20 protein-coding genes are annotated in these 23,238 nt (G+C 53.8%); 10 read left to right on the forward strand and 10 right to left on the reverse strand.

Annotation, left to right across the window (positions count from 1 at the left end; all coding sequences use genetic code 11):
* Positions 1 to 95 precede the first annotated feature (95 nt).
* The 4 genes from H3L95_RS09580 (at position 96) to prfB (ending at position 4,034) form a co-directional block, all read left to right on the forward strand.
* Positions 96 to 1,601 carry an SWIM zinc finger family protein gene (locus H3L95_RS09580; protein ID WP_003758248.1) on the forward strand — a complete coding sequence of 502 codons (1,506 nt, stop codon included), beginning with the start codon at positions 96 to 98 and terminating at the stop codon, positions 1,599 to 1,601.
* Between the two features lie 11 nt (positions 1,602 to 1,612).
* Entirely contained in the window at positions 1,613 to 1,753 is a 141-nt protein-coding gene (locus H3L95_RS09585) for a hypothetical protein (protein WP_003758245.1), read from the forward strand.
* Positions 1,754 to 2,100: 347 nt separating this feature from the next.
* A complete protein-coding gene (locus H3L95_RS09590; RefSeq protein WP_003758243.1) occupies positions 2,101 to 2,766 on the forward strand; it encodes an XAC2610-related protein in 666 nt (221 codons plus the stop codon).
* Between the two features lie 164 nt (positions 2,767 to 2,930).
* Entirely contained in the window at positions 2,931 to 4,034 is a 1,104-nt protein-coding gene (prfB, locus tag H3L95_RS09595) for a peptide chain release factor 2 (RefSeq protein ID WP_003758241.1), read from the forward strand.
* 71 nt (positions 4,035 to 4,105) lie between these two features.
* Here the strand turns inward: prfB and H3L95_RS09600 are convergent, their stop codons facing one another.
* From H3L95_RS09600 to H3L95_RS09610, 3 genes are all read right to left on the reverse strand, one after another.
* Positions 4,106 to 5,002: an IS3 family transposase gene (locus tag H3L95_RS09600; RefSeq protein ID WP_040667995.1), complete on the reverse strand. Its 897-nt coding sequence runs from the start codon at positions 5,000 to 5,002 to the stop codon at positions 4,106 to 4,108.
* On the reverse strand, positions 4,906 to 5,256 hold the full coding sequence (locus tag H3L95_RS09605; protein WP_003756443.1) for a helix-turn-helix domain-containing protein: 351 nt from the start codon (positions 5,254 to 5,256) through the stop codon (positions 4,906 to 4,908). Before H3L95_RS09605 ends, H3L95_RS09600 begins: the two co-directional genes overlap by 97 nt.
* Before the next feature lie 114 nt (positions 5,257 to 5,370).
* Complete coding sequence (locus tag H3L95_RS09610; protein WP_003775962.1) at positions 5,371 to 5,853, reverse strand: TlpA disulfide reductase family protein; 483 nt, start codon at positions 5,851 to 5,853, stop codon at positions 5,371 to 5,373.
* Between the two features lie 188 nt (positions 5,854 to 6,041).
* On the opposite strand from H3L95_RS09610, the gene arsC reads away from it, so the two are divergent.
* From arsC to gltX, 3 genes are all read left to right on the forward strand, one after another.
* Positions 6,042 to 6,401 (forward strand): arsenate reductase (glutaredoxin), encoded by a 360-nt coding sequence (gene arsC / locus H3L95_RS09615; protein ID WP_003761047.1) that lies wholly within the window; start codon positions 6,042 to 6,044, stop codon positions 6,399 to 6,401.
* 22 nt (positions 6,402 to 6,423) lie between these two features.
* Positions 6,424 to 7,095 carry a YdcF family protein gene (locus tag H3L95_RS09620; protein WP_045074030.1) on the forward strand — a complete coding sequence of 224 codons (672 nt, stop codon included), beginning with the start codon at positions 6,424 to 6,426 and terminating at the stop codon, positions 7,093 to 7,095.
* Between the two features lie 111 nt (positions 7,096 to 7,206).
* Entirely contained in the window at positions 7,207 to 8,601 is a 1,395-nt protein-coding gene (gltX, locus tag H3L95_RS09625) for a glutamate--tRNA ligase (protein WP_003761051.1), read from the forward strand.
* A gap of 57 nt (positions 8,602 to 8,658) precedes the next feature.
* Here the strand turns inward: gltX and H3L95_RS09630 are convergent, their stop codons facing one another.
* From H3L95_RS09630 to H3L95_RS09640, 3 genes are all read right to left on the reverse strand, one after another.
* Positions 8,659 to 9,609, reverse strand: coding sequence for a DUF2167 domain-containing protein (locus H3L95_RS09630; protein WP_003761053.1), 951 nt, complete (start codon positions 9,607 to 9,609; stop codon positions 8,659 to 8,661).
* 332 nt (positions 9,610 to 9,941) lie between these two features.
* Positions 9,942 to 12,332 (reverse strand): DNA topoisomerase (ATP-hydrolyzing) subunit B, encoded by a 2,391-nt coding sequence (gene gyrB / locus H3L95_RS09635; protein ID WP_003768941.1) that lies wholly within the window; start codon positions 12,330 to 12,332, stop codon positions 9,942 to 9,944.
* A gap of 204 nt (positions 12,333 to 12,536) precedes the next feature.
* The gene (locus tag H3L95_RS09640) at positions 12,537 to 13,115 is read right to left on the reverse strand and encodes a UbiX family flavin prenyltransferase (RefSeq protein WP_003761056.1); all 579 of its coding nucleotides are present in this window, start codon (positions 13,113 to 13,115) and stop codon (positions 12,537 to 12,539) included.
* A gap of 159 nt (positions 13,116 to 13,274) precedes the next feature.
* On the opposite strand from H3L95_RS09640, the gene H3L95_RS09645 reads away from it, so the two are divergent.
* Complete coding sequence (locus H3L95_RS09645; protein ID WP_003761057.1) at positions 13,275 to 14,132, forward strand: ParB/RepB/Spo0J family partition protein; 858 nt, start codon at positions 13,275 to 13,277, stop codon at positions 14,130 to 14,132.
* A 332-nt stretch (positions 14,133 to 14,464) separates the two neighbouring features.
* Here H3L95_RS09645 and fabF read toward each other — a convergent pair whose 3' ends face one another.
* Together fabF and acpP are read right to left on the reverse strand one after the other, a co-directional pair.
* The gene (gene fabF, locus H3L95_RS09650; protein ID WP_003761061.1) at positions 14,465 to 15,712 is read right to left on the reverse strand and encodes a beta-ketoacyl-ACP synthase II; all 1,248 of its coding nucleotides are present in this window, start codon (positions 15,710 to 15,712) and stop codon (positions 14,465 to 14,467) included.
* 173 nt (positions 15,713 to 15,885) lie between these two features.
* On the reverse strand, positions 15,886 to 16,122 hold the full coding sequence (acpP, locus tag H3L95_RS09655; protein ID WP_003742600.1) for an acyl carrier protein: 237 nt from the start codon (positions 16,120 to 16,122) through the stop codon (positions 15,886 to 15,888).
* Between the two features lie 407 nt (positions 16,123 to 16,529).
* Here acpP and H3L95_RS09660 point away from each other — a divergent pair, with 407 nt between their 5' ends.
* The gene (locus H3L95_RS09660; protein WP_241429749.1) at positions 16,530 to 16,709 is read left to right on the forward strand and encodes a DNA-binding protein; all 180 of its coding nucleotides are present in this window, start codon (positions 16,530 to 16,532) and stop codon (positions 16,707 to 16,709) included.
* A 182-nt stretch (positions 16,710 to 16,891) separates the two neighbouring features.
* On the opposite strand, the gene H3L95_RS09665 is transcribed toward H3L95_RS09660, so the two are convergent.
* On the reverse strand, positions 16,892 to 18,913 hold the full coding sequence (locus H3L95_RS09665) for a prolyl oligopeptidase family serine peptidase (RefSeq protein ID WP_003761066.1): 2,022 nt from the start codon (positions 18,911 to 18,913) through the stop codon (positions 16,892 to 16,894).
* 130 nt (positions 18,914 to 19,043) lie between these two features.
* On the reverse strand, positions 19,044 to 20,180 hold the full coding sequence (gene dnaJ / locus H3L95_RS09670; protein WP_003761069.1) for a molecular chaperone DnaJ: 1,137 nt from the start codon (positions 20,178 to 20,180) through the stop codon (positions 19,044 to 19,046).
* Between the two features lie 326 nt (positions 20,181 to 20,506).
* Between dnaJ and leuS the strand changes: the two genes are divergently transcribed.
* Complete coding sequence (leuS, locus tag H3L95_RS09675) at positions 20,507 to 23,137, forward strand: leucine--tRNA ligase (protein ID WP_040669007.1); 2,631 nt, start codon at positions 20,507 to 20,509, stop codon at positions 23,135 to 23,137.
* The last annotated feature ends 101 nt before the right edge of the window (positions 23,138 to 23,238 follow it).

Here is a 23,238-nt window from a genome sequence, read left to right on the forward strand (position 1 = left end):
CTACTTTGCCAAACAAGAATTCCCACTACCCTCTCCCCAAACATCGCCCGAACCAGTAAACTTCCCATGTTTCAACAACTTCTTGGAAGCAAACCATGTCCGGTATCTACCTACCCCGCCTATTTCCGCCCCACATCGTCGAACGCGGTCTGTTGTATTTTCAGCAGGGCAAGGTTCGCGATATCCAAAAAACTTCCGCCGGGCGTTATCGGGCGGAGGTGTTCGGTTCGGAAAACTATTCGGTATGGCTGAAGCTGGATAGTGATTTGTACATTAAGGACGGGGGCTGCGATTGTCCTTATGGCGGGGCATGCAAGCATATGGCGGCGTTGTGGTATGCGGTGCGCGCCCAAACGCCGGACGAGCAGCTGGGCGAGTCCGATGCGCAGCAGCCTAAACAGGGCGGCAATCCGTATCGGCAGCAGCTCTCCCGAATCTTTTCCCGAACCCGATATTATGATTACTACGAAGCCGCCGATTTGGGCTTCAGGCTGCAAAATTGGTTGGAAGATGTGGCGCAGGAGGGGGCGGAGGCGTTGCAACAGGCTTTGCCTCTATTGATACCGCGTTTGCAGGATGCTTTTGAAAAGGCGGACGATTCGGACGGTATGTTGGGCGATGCTATGTATATGGCACTCGACCTGCTGGAAGAGGCAGTCATGGAAAACGTCCCAAAGCGTTTGATTAATTTTTTGGACAAATGTTTGGACGACAGCCGCTATTTTGATTTCTCGGAGGCAGGCAATAAAATCTACCAAATCCGCGCCCGAATCTGGCGGCTGCGCGGCGAATGGCAGGCGTGGCAAGATTATGTGGCTAAACGTTTGGCTGTTACCGAGTCGGGTTGGGAACATGAATTTTGGGCGCTCGAAGGCTGGCAGGTTTTGCAGGCGAAAGGCGATACTGCGGCCGCGCAGGATTATTTCAGACGACATCTGCTCCTGCCGAAATTCAGACAAATTGCGGTAGAGCAAACAGTCGGGCAGCAAGATTGGGCGGAAGCGGAGCGCCTCTTGCGCGAAGGTATCAGCATTGCCGAAGATGAAGGAACACTCGGCACAGTGCACAAATGGAAGCTGCAACTTTTTGATGTATTGAAGGAAACCGGCAAAAATGTACGCGAAATCGCAGCGGATTTGGCATTTTCCACCAGCCTTTCATTGCCGCATTACGAGGCATGGAAAGCCACGTTTTCCGCCGCCGAATGGCTGCATGAATTCAACCGCCTGCTTGCGCGCTTGTCGGGTCAATATTCGCTGCGGGCTGAAATATTGGAGTATGAACAGGAATTCGACCGGCTGCTCGCCCTATTGCAGCAACATCTTTCGTTGTACATGATGGAACGTTTTGCCCCGTCTTTCCCCGAGCCGTATCACGACCAAATCGTAGCTTGCTACCTGAAAATCTTTGCGGCTGAAATCAATAAGGCAAGCAATCGTAAGCAATACCGTCAGCTCTTTAACCAATTAAAGATTCTCCGCCGCCAATATTCCGCACAACGGCAGGCAATGGAAGACTTCGCCGACGAAATCAGGGAGCGATATAGCGAAAAACCGCGCCGGCCTGCGTTGCTGGAAGAATTGGATCGAGCGGGGTTTTAGGGTGCAGGAGGTTGGATTGGGCGCGTCGCGCTTTCATACGCCTGCACATCACACAAAACTTGGAATCTGCGTGCAGCCTTTCTAAACTCCCCCTTCCCTACCAAACCAAAGGTCGTCTGAAATCCGTTTTCAGACGACCTTTACGTCCGTAGGCAATGCTTCCCCGTATGCCGCGCTCCAATCGGTTATAGTGGATTAACTTTAAACCGGTACGGCGTTGCCTCGCCTTGCCGTACTATCTGTACTGTCTGCGGCTTCGTCGCCTTGTCCTGATTTAAATTTAATCCACTATAAATCATGTACACAACGCTTTCCCGCCTATCTATAAACCTTTCCTGCTTTCAGACGACCTTTTGTCATTTTGTAAAGCAAGGATAAGAAAATTATGAAAGAATACCTGTTTGGCTTAATTGCCCTTGCTGCCTGACATGAAGAGGGTTACTCTTCTGCATAATTTTGATTTCATTACCCGGTCGGGGTTAAACGTAAAGGAACTTTGATGAAAAAATACCTCATGCTATTTGCTCTTTTCGCCGCTGCCGTCGCTCAGGCAAAAGAATTTTTCCGTGTGACCGATCTGCCCGACGGCTGGCAGGCGCATATTTCTGTTGAGGGCTGCAAAGACAATCATTGCGGCGGCAAAGGCGCGGTGTTTTTGTATCACCCTAAGAAGGAAACCACAAATGTTTTTAAGAGTGACGACCTGATATTTGAACGCGGCGAAGGCAGCAAAATCTCTGCGGCAAAAAGCCCTTTGATTATGAAAGACTTTACCTTTGACGGACGCAAGGATATTGCCGTTGCGACCGGCAATAAAGGTCCTAAAGACTCTCCTACATACGACATCTACGAGCAAGGCGAGTATGGTGATTTTAGCCAAAGTTATTCACTGACTGAATTGACCAAGAATTACATGGGGATGTTCCGCGTTGACAACAAACAAAAAGCGCTGATTGTGACGAACGAAGTTGACTGCTGCACCCGTATCGAAGAACACTACCGTTACAGCCCCGAGTATATTCTGACGTTGTTCTACTCCCGTTCAGTCGATACCTCCGACGAGGACAAGGTCGTGGTAACGGAAACCCGAACCGACCGTCGTGGCAACGAGAAAACCACTACCCGAACCTACACGCCCGCACAATGGTGGCGTCTGAATAAATAATCCGGTCAGACCGGATATGAATCCGCCACATGGCTGGCGGATAATGCAAACGCAAAGGTCGTCTGAAAACTTGAGATTCAGGTTTTCAGACGACCTTTATCATAGAAAAAAGCCCGCAAATCCCTTACAATACGCCCCTAAAATTTTGAAAGCACACAAGAATCATGGAAGCCGAAGTAATCAACCAGCTCAACAACACCCTGAACGATTTGGAAAAGCGCAGCGAAGACATCCGCGTCTATATGGACTATCAGGGCAAGAAAGACCGATTGGAAGAAGTCATCGGCCTTTCCGAAGACCCTGAGCTGTGGAACGACCCGAAACGCGCTCAAGAAATCGGCAAAGAGCGCAAAATCCTCGAAGGCATCGTGTTGACGCTCGACAACATCGCGTCGGGCATCGAAGACAACCGCATGCTGATTGAAATGACCGTCGAAGAAAACGACGAAGAAGGTTTCGCCGCCGTGCAGGAAGACGTGGCGGAACTGGAAAAACAGATGGCGGATTTGGAATTCAAGCGGATGTTCAACCAGCCCGCCGACCCGAACAACTGTTTTATCGACATCACCGCAGGCGCGGGCGGTACGGAAGCGGAAGACTGGGCGGGTATGCTGTTCCGCATGTACAGCCGCTACGCCGAGCGCAAAGGCTTCAAAATCGAAATCCTTGAAGAAGACGACGGCGAAATCGCGGGCATCAACCGCGCCACCATCCGCGTGGAAGGCGAATACGCCTACGGCCTCTTGCGCACCGAAACCGGCGTTCACCGCCTAGTGCGTTACTCGCCGTTTGACTCGAACAACAAACGCCACACCTCGTTTGCCTCCGTGTTCGTCTATCCCGAAATCGACGATTCCATCGAAATCGAAATCAACCCCGCCGATTTGCGTATCGACACCTATCGCGCATCGGGCGCGGGCGGTCAGCACATCAACAAAACCGATTCCGCCGTGCGTATTACACACGAGCCGACGGGAATTGTGGTGCAATGTCAAAACGACCGTTCGCAACATGCCAACAAAGCCGCTGCGATGGAAATGTTGAAATCCAAACTGTATGAATTGGAAATGCGCAAACGCAACGAAGAGAAACAGGCGTTGGAAGAAGGCAAGTCCGATGTGGGTTGGGGCAGCCAAATCCGCTCATACGTCTTGGACTCCTCGCGCATCAAAGACTTGCGCACGGGCTACGAAGTCGGCAACACCAAAGCCGTATTGGACGGCGATTTGGACGGTTTCATCGAAGCCAGCCTGAAACAGGGCGTGTAAACCTCAAAATATCAAAAGGTCGTCTGAAAACTGAACTGGCCCCCAAATCTTGGACACTCATAAAAGCCTATTCAGGCGCTCTGTGCAAGCTGGGTTCTGTATGCGACAGGACTCAGCTTTTTCAATTTCAAACTGCAACGCTCCCGGTTGTAGTAATCCATATAGTCATCTATCTGCTTCATCAATTCATCTACCGTCAATTCACCTGCGTTATAGAAACACTCCGTCTTTAACACCGCAAAGAAGCTTTCCATCGGCGCATTGTCCCAACAGTTCGCCTTTCGCGACATGCTTTGAACCATGGAATGCTCCGCAAGCAATTCCCTATACCCCGCCGTACGGTACAGCACACCTTGGTCCGAATGAAGCATCGTTCCTTTAGCAGTCAGACGGGGTGCGGCTTTTTCGAGCATTTCCTTCACCATTTCGCTGTCGGCTCTGCGGCTCATGGCGTAGGCGACGATCTCGCGGTTGAACAAGTCCAAGATTGGCGAGAGGTACAGTTTGCCGTCCTTCCCTTTGAGTTCGGTAACGTCGGTCAGCCATTTTTCGTTGGGCTTTCGGGCTTTGAACCGGCGTTTGAGGAGGTGTTCCGATATTTCGCCCATGGCGGGATGGCGGTAGGCTTTTTTCGCCCGTATGAGGGCTTTCAGTTCCAACTGCTTCATCAACCGCGCCGCTTTTTTGCGGTTCCAACCCAATGCTGCGGCAATGCGCCTTTGTCCGTAGCGTCCTTTATGCCGCCGGTAGGTTTCGACAAGGAGGGCTTTGTCAGCTGTGTCGGGGTCAGGCCGGTTTTGATGGTGGTAGTAAAAGCTGCTTTTGGGCAGGTTTGCGATGTGCAGCAGGTATTTGAGCGGGTGTTGCGCCCTCAGTGCTTGGACGGTTTGGCTTTGTCCTTTTCGGTCTGCTTTTGGCTGAGGGCTTTTAACTCCTTTAGGTAGGCGACCTCTGCGCGCATATAGCACAACTCTTCGATAAGCTCTGCCTGTGTTTTTTCTTGGTCGGGTTTATCTGCGATGAAGGGGTTTTTGCGGTGTTGGGGCATGGTTTTGGATTGGGGATGTTCGAGTGCGCCGATACCGCCTTCTTGATAGGCGCGTATCCATCGTCTCAGGTGGGTTCGGGAAATGCCGTAGTGGTCTGCGGTACGCTGTTGGCTGCGTATATGCAGGTAGTGGAGTACGGCTTGGTATTTGAAGTGTAATGTATATTTGCTCATAAAAAAACTGCACCTTGTGAGTTGGAGGGGATGTCCAACTTTTGGGGTGCAGTTCAAACCAGAGATTTCGGTTTTCAGACGACCTTTTGTTTTCTCAGTTCGGTTTGGCCCGATTTATTTACATTTCTCTTTAGCCGCATTGACGGCGGCGGTCAGGCTTTTTTCGTTGACTTCGCCGGTGATGGTTTGTTTGTAGCCGCATTTCGGGGCTTCGACAACGGTGAACGGCAATACGCCGACGTTGTTGCCGTAAGACTTCATGAAATTGCGGCTGTCCGCGCCGGTATAGCGCCAAACATGATAGCTGACGGGGGTTTGTTTCAGGAATTTGCCGATGTTGTCGGAAGTATCCAATGCGATGCCGACCATATCGACGCTGCCTTTTTTCTGCGCTTTGTACCAAGCGGACATGGCGGGCATTTCCTTACGGCACGGACCGCACCAGGTCGCCCACAGGTTCACCACGCGCACGGGGGCTTTGAGCGATTGCAGGCTTTGCGGTTTGTTGTCGTTCCAGCCCGCCAGCGGGTCGGCGGCAAACGCAGGGGCAGACAGGGCGGCAGTCATCAAAACAGAGGCAAGCAATAATTTTTTCATAAGTTCCATCCTTTGCATCAATCAGATGATGGCATTGTAACCCCTTTCAGCGTGCTGTCTATGGAGAAAATGAAGATGTTGGATTTTAGCGGTAAAAAATGACGATTATTGGGTGATAAGTTGAGGAAATCGCCAAGGCAGCCGATAATAAAGCCCATCAGCAAAATCTAAAAACATTGGAGAACCCTATGTCGTCTGAATTCACGCTCTACCACAATCCGCGTTGCAGCAAATCGCGCGCCGCTTTCGACCTGCTCGAAGCGCGCGGCATCAAAGCCGAAGTCGTCAAATACCTCGACACCCCGCCCGACTTGGCGACACTGAAAGACATTTTCGCTAAGCTGGGCTTGGAGTCTGTACGCGGTATGATGCGCGTCAAAGACGACTTATACAAAGAACTCGGTTTGGACAAGCCCGACCTCGACAACCAAGCCCTGCTCGAAGCCATCGCCGCCCACCCTGCCCTGCTCGAACGCCCCATCCTGACCACACAGGACAAAGCCGCCATCGGCAGACCGCTCGAAAACATCGAAGCCCTGTTGGACTGAAGCGCGGGAAGGCCGTCCCTACATGATTTCCCTGTTCCGCAGCCGCAACGGCTTGCGCTACTACCTTTTTCGCGGCATAGGCCTGAGTATCCTGCTGGTACTCGGCATATTCGGCGAGGGCGCATGGCAGGTGTACCACACCGGCTCGCAGCCCCTGCCCGGTCATGTCCGCGCCGATGCCGCCCTCGTGCTCGGCGCCGCCGCGTGGGACAAACGGCCCTCGCCCATCTTCCGCGAACGCATCAACCACGCCATCACCCTCTACCAAAGCCACCGCGTCGAAAAAATCGTTTTCACCGGCGGAACACCCAAAAAAGGCTACATGACCGAAGCCGAAGTCGGTCGGCGCTACGCCCTCAAACAAGGCATACCTGCGCACAACATCCTCTTTGAAAACACCTCGCGCAACACCTACGAAAACATCCGCAACATCCGCCCGATACTGCGCGCCGAGGGCATCGGAAGCATCATCATCGTCAGCGACCCCTACCACCTCGCCCGCGCCCTCGAAATCGCCTCCGACCTCGACATCGAAGCCTACATCTCCGCCACGCCGACCACGCGGTTCGACCAAAGCAAAGAAAAAAACAAATTCCTGCTCCAAGAAAGCTACGCCCTCTTCCTCTACCGCATCGGCAAATGGAGCGAAAACTTTTGGGACTGGCTGACGATGAGTAAAACAGAAGACGAATAAAGGAAAAAAGGTCGTCTGAAAACCGAATTTTCCGGTTTTCAGACGACCTTTCATTGTCCGATTCCGTCTAAAAACAGTAAAATACCTGTTTTAAAAGATTCTGGAGCCATCATGACCGTCAAAACCCGTTTCGCCCCCAGCCCCACCGGCTACTTACACATCGGCGGCGTGCGCACCGCCTTGTTTTCATGGGCGTTTGCCCGCCATCACAAAGGTGAGTTCCTATTGCGTATCGAAGACACCGACTTGGCGCGTTCCACCGCCGAATCCGTCAACATCATACTCGACGGCATGAAATGGGTCGGTCTCGATTACGACAACGCCGACAACGTCGTGTACCAAACCCGCCGTTTCGACCGCTATAAAGAAGTCATCGCCGAACTCTTGGAAAAAGGCGCCGCCTACTACTGCTATTGCAGCAAAGAAGAGCTGGAAGCCATGCGCGAGAAAGCCGAAAAAGAAGGCACGGCAACTTACGACCGCCGCTGGCGCCCCGAAGCAGGCAAAACCCTGCCCGAAATCCCTGCCGACGTACAACCTGTCGTCCGTTTCAAAACGCCTTTAGACGGCGTTACTAAGTGGACGGATTTGGTCAAAGGCGAAATCTCCATTCCCAACGAAGCGCTCGACGACCTGATTATCGCCCGCGCCGACGGCACGCCGACCTACAACTTCTGCGTCGTCGTGGACGACTACGACATGGGCGTTACCCACGTTATCCGCGGCGACGACCATGTGAACAACACCCCGAAACAAATCAACATCTTAAAAGCCATCGGCGCGAACCTGCCCGAATACGGCCACCTGCCCATGATTCTCAACGAACAAGGCAAAAAAATCTCCAAACGCAGCGGCGATACCGTCGCCATCACCGATTTCGGCGCGATGGGCATTCTGCCCGAAGCCATGCTCAACTATCTGGCGCGTTTGGGCTGGGCGCACGGCGACGACGAGTTCTTTACGATGGAACAATTCATCGAATGGTTTGATTTGAAAGACGTTTCCCCGTCGCCCAGCCGCATGGACTTGAAGAAACTCTACTGGATTAACGGCGAACACATCAAAATCACGCCCAACGAAAAACTCGCCGAACTCGTCAAACCCCGCCTTGCCCTGCGCGACATTTATGACACGGCAAAACCCGCATTGGAAGACGTGTTGGCACTGGTCAAAGACCGCGCCCAAGACCTGAATACGCTCGCCGACGAGTGCCTCTACTTCTACGTCAAACAAACGCCTGCCGAAGCGGACGTGCAGAAACACTGGGACGACGAAGCCGCCGCCCGTATGCTGCGCTTCGCCGAACGCCTCGAAGGGCTGGAAGACTGGAACGCCGAAGCCATCCACGACCTGTTCAAACCCTTCTGCGACGAAGAAGGCATCAAAATGGGCAAACTCGGCATGCCCCTGCGCCTCGCCGTCTGCGGCACGGCGAAAACCCCCAGCGTCGATGCCGTGTTGGCATTAATCGGCAAGGAAGAAGTGTTGAAACGGATTCGTTCTTAAAACGTTGAAAAGGTCGTCTGAAAATTTTCAGACGACCTTTTTTAGTTTCGCAGAAACTTATTCTTCGCTTTGATTTTTATCTTTTTTGCGCCATAAACCTTTAAACAGCGCGCCTGCCCCAATCACGCCGACAGCAATCAATTTGCCGAATTTGGCGAGCAATGCGCCTGCAAGAGCCAACAAGCCCAGTTTTTTCGCAGCCAATCCGCCGACTAAGGCAGCCAATCCGTATTCCGCCACTTTGTCGGTCGCGGCATTGAAATCGCTGTAACGCTTGCCTTCGTTGAATTCGATATTGCCCAATAATTCCCGTGCGATAGGTTTGTATTGGTCTACGCTGTTCAAATCGGTAACCATGGTCAGTTCGATAAAACCTTCGCGGCCGAGCTGGTAAGTGTTGTAGTTGATGGCAGGATTTTGGTCGGGTTTGTTTTTCTCCAAAACGTCAATCGACCAAATCAGGCGGTGGGTAGCCGCATCATATTGCGGTTTTTCCACCCAGCCGCGCGTTTCCAATTCAGGCAGGTTGCGGGCGGCGCGTTCTTTGTTTTGCTCCTCAGAACCTTCTTTCAGCTGCTTGAGCATGCCTTCGACATCCCATTCTTTGGCATCGTCGTCTTTGATGTAACCGGAATCATTGAAATTCAAATCGACCCACCAAGGGGCTGCGCTGTCTTTATTTTTTTGCTCCGGAATAATCAGCCCGTAGCGGTCGGGATTTGTGCCATTACCCCATTCTTCCATCAAGCTATTGGCGGCATCTTTTTTAATAAAGACCATTTTGGCGGGCAGTTTCAGTTTTGCCTGGTTGCCCAAGTCGATAACTGCCGGGCCGGTGATTGTTTGTTTGGCGATCTCGTCCTCTGAAACAGTTGAAGCATTTTTCGAGTTTGGCGCAGATGCTTCGACGGCTGAAGCAGTATCCGGTTTGGCGGCATACGCAGGCAAGGTTTGGAGGGATAACAAGGCTGCCAAAACAGCACAGGCAAGACGGTTGCTTTTCATCATGGGGTTTCCATAAAAATGAGTTAAAAAATGCGGACAGCCGAAACACCATACGCTCCGGCGTGACCCAAGAAGGAAGTTTGCAATAATTAAACCACGTTTGCATATTAATATGCCTATGATTTGAAAAAAATGCGGATAAAATTTCCGATTGGTCGCAATTTGTTACCCAAAGGTACAGACAGTGGCGTTTTATAGTGGATTATCAGGGCAACAAACCACATGATTCAAATATTTCATGCGGTATAGCGCCGCAACGTTCCCACCAATCAAAAAGGTCGTCTGAAAACCGGAAATCCCCATTTTCAGACGACCTTTTCATGTTTCAGCCCCTATCAAGCGTCAATATTTTGCGCAATCAGGGCGTTGTTTTCGATGAAGGCGCGGCGCGGTTCGACTTCGTCGCCCATCAGGGTAACGAACACTTCGTCGGCGGCGATGGCGTCTTCGATGCGCACTTTCAACAAACGGCGCACGGCGGGATCCATCGTGGTTTCCCAAAGCTGTTCGGGGTTCATCTCGCCCAAACCTTTGTATCGTTGGATGGACATGCCTTTTTGGGCGTTTTGGAGCAGGATGTTCAGCGCGGTTTCAAAGCTGTCCACGTCGTACTCGTTCTCGCCTTTATAAAGCTTGGCGCCCTCGCCGACCAAGCCTTTGAGCGCGGCGGCGGTTTGGGTGAGGGTTTGGTAGGCTTTGCTGTTGAGGAACTTGGGTTCGATGTAGCTGACCATGACGTTGCCGTGCAGCTTGCGGGTGATTTTGATGAAACGGTTGCCTTCGTGTCCTTCGATGCGTTCGAGGGCGACTTCTTTTTCGTCGAGCAAACCGGAAAGTTCGGCAACGGCTTTATCGGCGTTTTCAGACGACGTCAAATCAATGGGCGACGCGTGCAGCATGGCGCGCAGGACGAGTTCGTCCACGAAGCGGCTTTCCTGTTCGATAACGGTTTTCGCCAACAGGAATTGTTTGGCGGTGTCGGCAAGTTCTGCGCCTTCGATGGTGCGGCCGTCTGAAACGATTTTGGCTTTTTCCAAGGCGAGGCCGAGCAACCATTGGTCTTTTTCAAGCTCGTCTTTGAGGTAACGCTCCTGCTTGCCGTATTTGGCTTTATAGAGCGGCGGCTGGGCGATGTAGATGTAGCCGCGTTCGACCAACTCGGGCATTTGGCGGTAGAAGAAGGTCAGGAGCAGGGTGCGGATGTGCGCGCCGTCCACGTCGGCATCGGTCATGATGATGATGCGGTGGTAACGCAGTTTTTCGGGGTTGAACTCTTCTTTGCCGATGCCTGCGCCCAGCGCGGTGATCAGGGTGGCGACCTCTTGGCTGGCGAGCATTTTTTCAAAACGGGCTTTTTCGACGTTCAAGATTTTGCCTTTGAGCGGCAAAATGGCTTGGAATTTGCGGTCGCGGCCTTGTTTGGCAGAACCGCCTGCGGAATCGCCCTCGACCAGATAAAGCTCTGACAAGGCAGGGTCTTTTTCTTGGCAGTCGGCAAGTTTGCCGGGCAGTCCCAAGCCGTCCATTACGCCTTTGCGGCGGGTGATTTCGCGGGCTTTGCGGGCGGCTTCGCGCGCACGGGCGGCATCGACGATTTTGCTGGTGATGATTTTGGCTTCGTTCGGATTTTCTTCAAGGAAGTCGGTCAGGGCTTGGTTGATGACTTCGTTGACAACGGGGCCGATTTCGCTGGAAACCAGTTTGTCTTTGGTTTGTGATGAGAATTTGGGGTCGGGCAGTTTGACGGACAACACACAGGTCAAACCTTCGCGCATATCGTCGCCGGCGGTTTCAACTTTGGCTTTTTTGGCGACTTCGTTGGCTTCGATGTAGCTGTTGATGGTGCGCGTCATGACTTGGCGCAACGCGGTCAGGTGCGTACCGCCGTCGCGCTGCGGGATGTTGTTGGTGAAGCACTGCACGCTTTCCTGATAGCTGTCGTTCCACTGCATCGCGCATTCAACGCTCATGCCGTCTTTTTCGCCGAACGCGTAGAAGATTTTTTCGTGCAACGGCGTTTTTTTGCGGTTCATGTATTGCACGAAACCTGCCACGCCGCCGGAAAGGGCGAAGCTTTCATGTTTACCGTCGCGCTCGTCAATCAATTCGATGTCCACGCCGTTGTTCAGGAAGGAAAGTTCGCGGATGCGTTTGGCGAGGATGTCGAAGCTGTATTCGACGTTGCCGAAGGTTTCCGCGCTGGCGAGGAAGCGCACGGTCGTACCTTTTTTGTCGGAATCGCCGACAACTTTCAACGGCTCTTCGGTTTCGCCGCGCACGAAGCGGACAAAGTGTTCTTTGCCGTCGCGGTAGATGGTCAGCGTTACCCAGTCGGACAGCGCGTTAACGACGGATACGCCCACGCCGTGCAGGCCGCCGGAGATTTTGTAGCTGTTGTTGTCGAACTTACCGCCCGCGTGCAATACGGTCATGATGACTTCGGCGGCGGAGCGTCCTTCTTTCGGGTGGATGCCGGTGGGCATACCGCGCCCGTTGTCGGCCACGCTGACGGAATTGTCGGCATGGATGGTTACGGTGATTTTGTCGCAATGTCCCGCCAGTGCTTCGTCGATCGCGTTGTCCAATACTTCGAACACCATGTGGTGCAGGCCGCTGCCGTCCTGCGTGTCGCCGATATACATACCGGGGCGTTTGCGTACCGCTTCCAAGCCTTCCAGCACTTGTATGCTGTCGGCGCCGTATTCTTCGTGTTTTTGGTCAGTCATGGTCTTTATCTGTAAGATTTTTTTTAAAAGAATTTCTGCTGAGGTCGTCTGAACGACAGTTGGGCGCGCCACCCGGACGGTCAAGCTGTCCGACGGACGGAAATAGACCGCCATTATACCTGATTCTGCTGGAAAATTCAGCAGCTTAGCACGTTTGCGGCGAGCTTCGGGACGGCAAATTGCCGTTATCAAACTGCATCGTCTTCAGTCTGCTTCGGTTTGTCCGCCGTTCCATCTGGGTACGCCCTCGGTCTCGATGCCGAACATGTCCAAAGCATGTGCCACACTGTGGGTAATGATGTCGTCAATGGTTTTCGGCTGCTGATACATGGCGGGGATGGGCGGGAAAATAATGCCACCCATTTCGGTCACTCGGCGCATGTTTTCAATATGGGCAAGGTTTAATGGCGCTTCACGCACCATCAGCACCAACCGCCGGCGTTCTTTCAAAACCACATCGGCAGCGCGGGTCAAAAGATTGTCGCCGAATCCGTGTGCGACGGATGCCAGCGTCCGCATGGAGCAAGGCGCAATCAACATCCCGTCCGTTTTAAACGAGCCGCTGGCAATGCGTTCGCCGACGTGGTTGACGGAATACACGACATCGGCGAGCGCATAGACTTCTTCTTTTGTGTAGCCCGTTTCCAAAGCGCGTGTCATTTCCGCACCTTTGGAAACGACCAAATGCGTTTCGACGTCGTGTGCACGCAAAAGCTGTAAGGCTTTGACACCATATTGGAAACCGCTGGCACCGCTGATGCCGATAATCAGGCGTCGGATCATAAATAATCTTTCTGTGGGTCGTCTGAAAAATAACCGAGGGGGTTCATTATAGTAAAAATCGCCACTTGGAATAACACAGCAATACAAATTGTCGGCGCTTGTGAATATCCGATAGAATACTGTTTTTTCATCCTTAGGGTCGTCTGAAAGGGACACGATATGGCAAAAGCAAAAGGCGGTTTGGGCCGCGGTTTAGATTCCCTGATTTCCAACGGCGTGGACAACAGCAGCAGCGACCGCCTGACTACCGTCGCCATCAACGACATCCAACCCGGCCGCTATCAGGCGCGGGTACAGATGGATGACGAAGCCTTGCAGGAGCTGGCGGATTCGATTAAAGCGCAAGGCGTTATCCAGCCGGTCATCGTGCGCGAACACGGCCTTTCCCAATACGAACTGATCGCCGGCGAACGCCGCTGGCGCGCATCCCAACTCGCCGGACTGACCGAGATTCCGGTCGTCATCAAAACCATCAGCGACGAGACTGCGCTGGCAATGGGTTTGATTGAAAACCTGCAACGCGAAAACTTAAACCCGATTGAAGAAGCGCAAGGTTTGAAACGCCTCGCCGACGAGTTCGGGCTGACTCATGAAACCATCGCCAAGGCGGTCGGCAAAAGCCGCAGCGCCATTTCCAACAGCCTGCGCCTGTTGAGCCTGCCCGAGCCGGTCCAAGAAATGCTCTACCACCGCCATCTTGAAATGGGACACGCCCGCGCCCTGCTGACCCTGCCCGTGGTCGAGCAGCTTGAATTGGCGCAAAAAGCGGTAAAAAACGGTTGGTCGGTGCGCGAAGTCGAACGCCGCAGCCAAATCGCCCATCAAACCAAACAGGAAATCAAAAAAACCATCAGCCCCGATATACGTCGTCTGAACGACGTGTTGACCGAACGGCTGGGCGTTAATGCGGAAGTCAAAACCACCAATCACAAAAAAGGCAAAATCGTCCTCCACTTCGATACGCCGGAAACATTTGAGTATCTGCTGAAACAGTTGGGCATTGATTATCAGGCATAAGACGACAATCAGATATCGACCAAAAGCCTTTTCAACCGCTTTTCAAGCCGGATTTTGCATGATGCGAAACCCGGCTTTTTCAATATATAGTGGATTAACTTTAAACCAGTACGGCGTTGCCTCGCCTTAGCTCAAAGAGAACGATTCTCTAAGGTGCTGAAGCACCAAGTGAATCGGTTTCGTACTATCTGTACTGTCTGCGGCTTCGTCGCCTTGTCCTGATTTAAAGTTAATCCACTATAAGTCCCATGTTTGCCAACATGAAAAAGGTCGTCTGAAAACCCTTGTTTCAGGTTTCAGACGACCTTTCGTCTTGTTTCAAACCGCTTCAATCAGCCTTTGAACCGTTTGAACACCAGCGTGCCGTTGGTGCCGCCGAAGCCGAAGGAATTGGAGATGGCAACGTCGATTTTCGCGTCGCGCGCTTCGTTGGCGCAGTAATCCAAATCACAGCCTGCTTCGATGTCTTGTTCGAAGATGTTGATAGTCGGCGGGGATTTTTGCCCGTGTACCGCCAACACGCTGTACAGCGCTTCCACGCCGCCTGCCGCGCCGAGCAAGTGGCCGGTCATGGATTTGGTGGAGTTGACGATGACTTTACGGGCGTGGTCGCCCAGCGCGCGTTTGAGCGCTTTGGTTTCGTTGGCATCGCCCAACGGAGTGGACGTGCCGTGCGCGTTGACGTAATCGACGTCTTCGGGATTCAGTCCGGCATCTTTCAGCGCGCGGGTAACGGCCAACGCAGGACCTTCTTCGTTCGGAGCGGTGATATGGTAAGCATCGGAACTCATGCCGAAGCCGACGATTTCGGCGTAAATTTTCGCGCCGCGTTTTTTGGCGTGTTCCAATTCTTCCAACACCAGCACGCCCGCACCTTCGCCGATAACGAAGCCGTCGCGGCCTTTATCCCACGGACGGGAAGCGGTGGCGGGATCGTCGTTGCGGGTAGAGAGGGCTTTCATGGCTGCGAAGCCGCCGACACCCAAAGTGCTGATCGCGCCTTCCGCACCGCCAGCAATCATCACGTCCGCGTCGCCGTATTTAATCAGTCGGGCTGAGTCGCCGATGGAGTGCGCGCCGGTGGTACAGGCGGAAACCATGCCGTAGCTGGGGCCGCGGTAGCCTTTGAGGATGGTAACGTGACCCGCAATCAGGTTAATCAGCGAGCCGGGGATAAAGAAAGGATTGATTTTGCGCGCGCCGCCTTCGATAACGGCTTTACCGGTGGCTTCAATGCTGGGCAGGCCGCCGATGCCGGAACCGATGTTCACGCCGACGCGGTCTTTATCGAGGCTTTCCAATTCGTCCAAACCGGCATCGCTGATGGCTTGCAGCGCGGCGGCGATGCCGTAGTGGATGAACACGTCCATGCGGCGGGCTTCTTTGGCGCTGATGTATTGGCCGATGTCGAAGTCGCGCACTTCGCCGGCGATTTGGCTGTTGATGTCGGATGCGTCAAAGCGGGTAATCCGTCCGATGCCGCTTTTGCCTGCGAGCAGGTTGCTCCATGCGGTGGCGACGTCGTTGCCGACCGGTGATACTTGGCCAAGGCCTGTGATGACTACTCTTCTCTGACTCATGATAATCTCGCTGTTGGTTTTCGGTGGGGTGCGGCAAGATGCCGTCTGAAAATGAAAAAGCAGTTCGGAACGGGATTCCGGGCGGCTATTATAACGGATTCCGACCCGCATATATAAGGTAAAAGCCTCTATTGCGCTAACGCAGCAGAGGCTGGAGTGTTTGGTGCGGCCGATTAGCCGTTGTGGGCGTTGATGTAGTCGATAGCCAGTTGTACGGTAGTGATTTTTTCGGCTTCTTCATCGGGGATTTCGCAACCGAAAGCTTCTTCCAAAGCCATAACCAGTTCTACGGTATCCAAAGAATCTGCGCCCAGGTCGTCTTGGAAGGAAGATTCGTTTTTCACTTCGGCTTCGTTTACGCCCAGTTGTTCAGCAACAATTTTCTTAACTTGTTGTTCGATGTTTGACATATCAGTCGTTCCTTTTGCCTTGCGGCGGGTTGTTTAAGAGAAATAAATTCGTCGGTATTGTACCGAATTTGGATAGGGTTTTCCATCTAAGCCTGCATTCTAACACAGATTATTCAGGAAAAACCTATCGTTGCGTATAGTTGCGCATATTAGCATAGGCTGATTTTAACCTACAAGCGGGAATTTGTTTTTGTTTGGCATCAGAAGGTTGGGGCCGTCTGAAAAAACTTAAATCGGTTTTTCAGACGGCCTTTGTTTGTCTGTATTTCCGATTCGGATTCGAAATCCCATCCCTTTTTGAAAACGAACTAAACCTTCTCAGGATTGTCTCAATAACAGGTTGATTGGAATGGAAAATTTCCAAGCAGCCGGTTTTTGTACGTTGAACAAAAGCTAGGGAGATGATCATGAAAAAATTATTGCAGTCGGAATTGAAACAGGTAGCCGGCGGTATAGGCAATTCTTTCGAGCCTTGGATTCACGCAGGAATCAGTTATGAAGCATGGCTCGAGCGGATGGAATATTTAAGGCGCACCGGATATTTTATAGGCGATCCGCGAATCAAATGGCCGTCCGCATGGGATTGAGATAAGAAAAAACAATAGAGCGGCATATCAACTTCATCCCATCGGGCGTTACCGACTTGCCTGTTTTACGTCGTTTTTATCGTGAAACGTTCGGTTAGGTTTACAGTAAGCCCAATATCCTCCTCCGCCTGTACGGGGGCAGATGGCGGACTTGTGCAAAGTGATGACGGATATGCCGCTCTTTATCTCTCACTCAAAAATTCTTTCAAAAACAGCAACACGCAGGCGAGTTCGTCGGCGGATTCGCGTTGCGTGCCGTTGCCGGTATGGCCGCCGCCGTCCGGCGCGTAGAGCCACGATTGCGCGGAGGTTTCGCGCAGTTTGGCGTAGAACTTGAGCGCGTGGGCGGGATGGACGCGGTCGTCGCTGAGGCTGGTGGTGATGAGTGCGGGCGGGTATGGCACGTCGTCTGAAAGATTGTGATACGGCGACAATTCGCCCAGCCAGCGTTTGCAGACTTCGTATTTTTGCGGGTTGCCGTATTCGTCCGTCCAGCTTGCGCCGGCGGAGAGCAGCGGATAGCGGATCATGTCGGTCAGCGGCACTTCGCACACCAGCGCGCCGATGCTTTGCGGTTCGCGCACGAAGGCGGCGGCGGTAATCAGGCCGCCGTTGCTGCCGCCCTGCAAACCGATGTGTTTGGGCGAACTCATGCCGCGTTCGGACAAATCGCGCACGACGGCCAGCAAATCGTCAACGCTTTTGTGTTTGCTGATTCCCTGCGCCGCCTGATGCCAGCGCGGGCCGAACTCGCCGCCGCCGCGTATGTTCGCCAACACGAAGGCGTTGCCCTCTTCCAGCCAGTATTTGCCGATGCTGCCCAGATAATGCGGCAGCTCGGGTACGCCGAAACCGCCGTAGGCATAGACCAGCGTCGGCGTGTCGGGCGCGGCGTTTTTGCCGACGTGGAAATAAGGAATGCGTTCGCCATCGGACGAAACCGCCCAAAACTGCCGCACTTCGAGGTCGTCTGAAACAAACTGCTGCGGCTGGCGGCGCATGACGGTCAGTTCCATCACGTTCAAATCCAGCGCAAACAGCGTCAGCGGCGTGGTGAAATCGCTGGCGGCAAGGTAAACCACGTCGCCGCCCCAAGGCTGGTCGGTCATTTCCAGCGCGCCCGAAGGCAGGCGCGGCAGTTCGGCTTCCTGCCATTTGCCGTCAGTAAAACGCCACGCTTTCAGACGGCCTTGCACGTTTTCCAGCAGGCTCGCCACCACGAAACGCTTGGTCGTTTCCACGCTTTCCAATGCCTGTGTTTCATCGGGCGCAAACAAAAGCTGCGCCGCCCCGAGTTCGCCCCGATTCAGCTTCACCGCCACCAGCGCGCCGCTCGGATAGCTTTGGTTCGCGCGGTTCCAGTCCTTGCGCAGCGTCAGCAAAAGATGCCCCGCCAGATAGCCGACCACGTCGCAATCGGCAGGCAGGTTCAACGGTTTCGCCTCGCCTTCAGACGACACCTGCAAATACGTCTTGGTGTAAAAACCGTCCGACGCTTCAATCAAATCAATCGGCGAACCCTGCGGATCAAGGTAACGCCACGCGTTCACCATCATCCCGTCTTCGCCGATTTGGTACACCGGCAGGCTTTCCTCGAAACTCTTGCCGCGCTCCACCAGCCACACCTCGCGCGGATAGCCCGATTCGGTCAACTGCCGCTCGTCCCAGGCCGGACACACCCACACGCTGTTTTCATCGCGCCACGACACATGGTTTTTCCCCGCCGGAAAATGAAAGCCGCCCTCAACCAGCTCGCCCGCCTCCAAATCCACTTCCAGCGTATAAGCCGTATCGCCGCCCGACTTGCTCAAAGTCAACAGCGCGCGGTTGGGCTGCTCCACCAAGTGCGACACCCCGCCCAGATACACATCGTCGCCGAGCAACTCGTCGAAATCCGCCACCGAAAACAGGATTTTCCACTCCGGATAGCCCGAACGGTAAGTCGCCGCCGTACACACGCGGTACACGCCCTTCGGATATTCCGCATCCTGATGGAAATGGTACATCCGCGCGCGGTGTTCCTGACAAAACGGAATCTGCCGCGTGTCCTGCAACTGCGCCAAAATCCCGTCCGACAGCGCGCGCGCCTTATCGTTTTCCAAAAAACGCGCGCGCGTTTCGACATGCGCTTCAGCGGCGAAGTTTTGCGTTTCGGGGGCGTCGAGGTTTTCGAAATGGAGATAGGAATCGGGGTAGGATTTCATAGAAGAGAGGTCGTCTGAAAATAGCGAAAGCGGGAATTATAGCGGGAAAGCCTTGCAGACAGATGAAAAGGTCGTCTGAAAGCCGACGATATCAGCTTTCAGACGACCTTTTACTGTTTTCAAATCCGAATCAGTCAAACAGTTCGCCTACTTTGTCCCAGAACGATTTTTTGCGCGGGGTTTGGCTACGGTCGAGGCCGGTGGAGATTTTTTCGAATTCTTCCAGCAACTCTTTCTGGCGGTCGGTCAGGTTGACCGGCGTTTCCACCACAACGTGGCAGTACAAATCGCCCGTCGCGCTGGAGCGCAGGGATTTGATGCCTTTGCCTTTGACGCGCATACGGCGGCCGGTTTGCGTTTCTTTCGGGATGTTCAGTTTGACTTTGCCGTCCAAGGTCGGGACTTCGACTTCTCCGCCCAAGGCTGCGACGGCGAAACTGATGGGCAGCTCGCAATGCAAATCCAAGCCGTTGCGCTCGAAGATTTTGTGTTCTTTGACGCGGACGTTGACGTACAAATCGCCTGCGGGCGCGCCGTGCGTACCCGGTTCGCCTTCGCCACTCAAGCGGATGCGTTGACCGTCGTCGATGCCGGCGGGAATATTGACCTCAACGGTTTTGCTGGTTTTGGTGCGGCCTTCGCCACGGCATTTGACGCACGGATCTTTGATTTCCTTGCCTGTGCCGTGGCAGGTCGGACAGGTCTGCTGCATTTGGAAAATAGCTTGACGGACGTGTACCGTACCGGAACCGTGACAGGTCGAACAAGTCGATGCGGACGTGCCGGGTTTTGCGCCGCTGCCGTGGCAGACATCGCATTCTTCGTAAGTCGGGATGTTGATGCGTTTTTTGATGCCTTTGGCGGCATCTTCCAACGTGATTTCCACGCCGACCTGCAAATCCGCGCCTTGATAGTTTTGCTGACGGCCACCGCCCCCGCCTCCGCCGAACATTTGGCTGAAGATGTCGGAGAAGTCGAAGCCCTGCGCGCCGCCGAACCCGCCAAAACCGCCGAATCCGCCCGCGCCGCCGCCCATGCCCTGTTCGAACGCGGCATGGCCGTATTGGTCATACATGGCGCGTTTTTCTTTGTCGGACAAGGTGTCGTAGGCTTTTTGAACTTCTTTAAATTTTTCTTCCGCCTCTTTGTCGCCAGGATTGCGGTCAGGGTGGTATTTCATCGCCAGCTTGCGGTAGGCTTTTTTGATTTCGTCGTCGCTCGCACCGCGCGCCACGCCGAGTGTTGCATAAAAATCTTGGTTGCTCATGATAGTGATGGTTGTTGATATGTGTAAAAACTAGACCGGATATATGGGTGGGGTGGGGAAAACTCAAGAGCCTGAATAAAAGGTCGTCTGAAAAATACCGTTCTGTTTTCAGACGACCTTTGTCAAACCGACCTACCGACAACCTGCTATAATCCCTCTTTTATTTTTCTCAGGGCGGACGGGCGATTCGAAACGGGCCGGATTTTGGCACAGAAATGTCAGATTCAAGGCAAAAACCGCAGAAGGCGGCAACTTATGGAACAAAATACCGCCGTTATCGAATCGTCAGCCCGCCCTCACATTTTCAAGCGAAAAACAGAATGACCATGCAAGAACATTACCAGCCCGCCGCCATCGAGCCTGCGGCGCAGAAAAAATGGGATGACGCCCGTATTTTCAACGTCTCCGAAGACGCTTCCAAACCCAAATACTACTGCCTCTCCATGTTTCCCTACCCCAGCGGCAAGCTGCACATGGGGCATGTGCGCAACTACACCATCGGCGACGTATTGAGCCGCTTCAAACGCTTAAACGGCTTCAACGTCATGCAGCCTATGGGTTGGGACGCGTTCGGTATGCCTGCGGAAAACGCGGCGATGAAAAACAACGTCGCCCCTGCCGCATGGACTTACGACAACATCGAATACATGAAAACCCAGCTCAAAAGCCTGGGTTTTGCGATTGACTGGGAACGCGAAGTCGCCACCTGCAAACCCGAATACTACCGCTGGGAACAATGGCTGTTTACCAAGCTGTTTGAAAAAGGCATCGTCTATCGTAAAAACGGCACGGTGAACTGGGACCCCGTCGACCAAACCGTCCTTGCCAACGAGCAAGTCATCGACGGACGCGGCTGGCGTTCGGGCGCGTTGATCGAAAAACGCGAAATCCCGATGTATTATTTCAAAATCACGGATTACGCCGAAGAGCTGCTCAACGACTTGGACAAGCTGGAACACTGGCCGGAACAAGTCAAAACCATGCAGCGCAACTGGATCGGCAAATCACGCGGTATGACCGTGCGCTTTGCCGTTTCAGACGACAGCAAGCAAGGCTTGGAAGGCGATTACGCGAAATTCCTGCAAGTTTATACCACCCGTCCCGACACGCTGATGGGCGCGACTTATGTTGCCGTTGCCGCCGAGCATCCGCTGGCAACCGCCGCAGCCGCCGACAAACCCGAATTGCAGGCATTTATCGCCGAATGCAAAGCCGGTTCGGTTGCCGAAGCCGATATGGCGACGATGGAGAAAAAAGGCGTGCCGACCGGCCGCTACGTCGTCAACCCGCTCAACGGCGACAAGCTGGAAGTGTGGATTGCCAACTATGTATTGTGGGGCTACGGCGACGGCGCAGTGATGGCGGTTCCGGCACACGACGAACGCGATTTCGAGTTCGCCACCAAATACAATCTGCCGAAAAAACAAGTTATTGCCGTCGGCGACAACACATTCGACGCAAACCAATGGCAAGAATGGTACGGCGACAAAGAAAACGGCGTATTGGTCAACAGCGGCGACTTGGACGGCATGAATTTTCAGACGGCCTTCGACGCCATCGCCGCCAAGCTGCAAAGCCAAGACGCGGGCGAACCGAAAACCCAATACCGCCTGCGCGACTGGGGCATTTCGCGCCAACGCTACTGGGGCTGCCCGATTCCCATCGTTCATTGCGAAAAATGCGGCGACGTCCCCGTCCCTGCCGACCAACTACCTGTCGTTTTGCCTGAAAACGTCGTACCCGACGGCATGGGTTCGCCTTTGGCAAAAATGCCCGAGTTTTACGAAACCACCTGCCCATGCTGCGGCGGCGCGGCGAAACGCGAAACCGACACCATGGACACCTTCATGGAATCGAGCTGGTATTTCTTCCGCTACATGTCGCCCAAGTTCGCAGAAGGCATGGTATCGGCTGAAGCCGCAAAATACTGGGGCGCGGTCGACCAATACATCGGCGGCATCGAACACGCGATTTTGCACCTCTTGTACGCGCGTTTCTTCACCAAACTGATGCGCGACGAAGGCTTGGTCAGCGTGGACGAACCGTTTGAACGCCTGCTCACGCAAGGTATGGTCGTCTGTGAAACCTACTACCGCGAAAATGCCAACGGCAGCAAAGACTGGATCAACCCCGCCGATGTCGAGCTGACTTTCGACGACAAAGGCCGCCCCGTTTCCGCCGTCCTCAAAGCCGACGGGCAGCCCGTCGTCATCAGCGGCACGGAAAAAATGTCCAAGTCCAAGAACAACGGCGTCGATCCTCAAGAGCTGATTAACGCCTACGGCGCAGACACCGCCCGCCTGTTTATGATGTTCGCCGCACCGCCCGAACAGTCCCTCGAATGGAGCGACAGCGGCGTCGAAGGCGCACACCGCTTCCTGCGCCGCCTATGGCGTACCGTTTACGAATACCTGAAACAAGGCGGCGCGGTCAAAGCGTTTGCAGGCAGCCAAGACGGTTTGTCTAAAGAACTCAAAGACCTGCGCCACAAACTGCACGCCACTACCGCCAAAGTCAGCGACGACTACGGCCGCCGCCAGCAGTTCAACACCGCCATCGCCGCCGTGATGGAACTGCTCAACCAATACGACAAAACCGACACCGGCAGCGAACAAGGCCGTGCCGTCGCCCAAGAAGTATTGGAAACCGCCGTACGCCTGTTATGGCCCATCGTGCCGCACATCTGCGAAACCCTGTGGAGCGAATTGAACAGCGCGAAACTGTGGGAAGCAGGCTGGCCGACAGTCGACGAAGCCGCCTTGGTCAAATCCGAAATCGAAGTCATGGTTCAAGTCAACGGCAAACTGCGCGGCAAAATCACCGTCGCCGCCGACGCCTCCAAAGCCGACCTCGAAGCCGCCGCACTCGCCACCGAAGGCGCGGTGAAATTCATGGAAGGCAAGCCCGCCAAGAAAATCATCGTCGTACCGGGCAGACTGGTGAACATCGTGGTGTAAAGCCGATTCGGCATTGATTGCTGTAATTAAAAAAGGTCGTCTGAAAGCCTGCATACAGGTTTCAGACGACCTTTTTAAGGTAGATTGGGTTGTCTGCATTA

The organism is Neisseria sicca (genome assembly GCF_014054945.1).
GTDB classification, from domain to species: domain Bacteria; phylum Pseudomonadota; class Gammaproteobacteria; order Burkholderiales; family Neisseriaceae; genus Neisseria; species Neisseria sicca.

Coding starts and splice junctions, on each gene's coding strand:
- H3L95_RS09580 (WP_003758248.1), top strand. CDS start 96: ATGTCCGGTATCTACCTACCCCGCCTATTTCCGCCCCACATCGTCGAA.
- H3L95_RS09590 (WP_003758243.1), top strand. CDS start 2,101: ATGAAAAAATACCTCATGCTATTTGCTCTTTTCGCCGCTGCCGTCGCT.
- prfB (WP_003758241.1), top strand. CDS start 2,931: ATGGAAGCCGAAGTAATCAACCAGCTCAACAACACCCTGAACGATTTG.
- H3L95_RS09605 (WP_003756443.1), bottom strand. CDS start 5,256: ATGAGCAAATATACATTACACTTCAAATACCAAGCCGTACTCCACTAC.
- H3L95_RS09610 (WP_003775962.1), bottom strand. CDS start 5,853: ATGAAAAAATTATTGCTTGCCTCTGTTTTGATGACTGCCGCCCTGTCT.
- arsC (WP_003761047.1), top strand. CDS start 6,042: ATGTCGTCTGAATTCACGCTCTACCACAATCCGCGTTGCAGCAAATCG.
- H3L95_RS09620 (WP_045074030.1), top strand. CDS start 6,424: ATGATTTCCCTGTTCCGCAGCCGCAACGGCTTGCGCTACTACCTTTTT.
- gltX (WP_003761051.1), top strand. CDS start 7,207: ATGACCGTCAAAACCCGTTTCGCCCCCAGCCCCACCGGCTACTTACAC.
- H3L95_RS09630 (WP_003761053.1), bottom strand. CDS start 9,609: ATGATGAAAAGCAACCGTCTTGCCTGTGCTGTTTTGGCAGCCTTGTTA.
- gyrB (WP_003768941.1), bottom strand. CDS start 12,332: ATGACTGACCAAAAACACGAAGAATACGGCGCCGACAGCATACAAGTG.
- H3L95_RS09640 (WP_003761056.1), bottom strand. CDS start 13,115: ATGATCCGACGCCTGATTATCGGCATCAGCGGTGCCAGCGGTTTCCAA.
- H3L95_RS09645 (WP_003761057.1), top strand. CDS start 13,275: ATGGCAAAAGCAAAAGGCGGTTTGGGCCGCGGTTTAGATTCCCTGATT.
- fabF (WP_003761061.1), bottom strand. CDS start 15,712: ATGAGTCAGAGAAGAGTAGTCATCACAGGCCTTGGCCAAGTATCACCG.
- acpP (WP_003742600.1), bottom strand. CDS start 16,122: ATGTCAAACATCGAACAACAAGTTAAGAAAATTGTTGCTGAACAACTG.
- H3L95_RS09660 (WP_241429749.1), top strand. CDS start 16,530: ATGAAAAAATTATTGCAGTCGGAATTGAAACAGGTAGCCGGCGGTATA.
- H3L95_RS09665 (WP_003761066.1), bottom strand. CDS start 18,913: ATGAAATCCTACCCCGATTCCTATCTCCATTTCGAAAACCTCGACGCC.
- dnaJ (WP_003761069.1), bottom strand. CDS start 20,180: ATGAGCAACCAAGATTTTTATGCAACACTCGGCGTGGCGCGCGGTGCG.
- leuS (WP_040669007.1), top strand. CDS start 20,507: ATGCAAGAACATTACCAGCCCGCCGCCATCGAGCCTGCGGCGCAGAAA.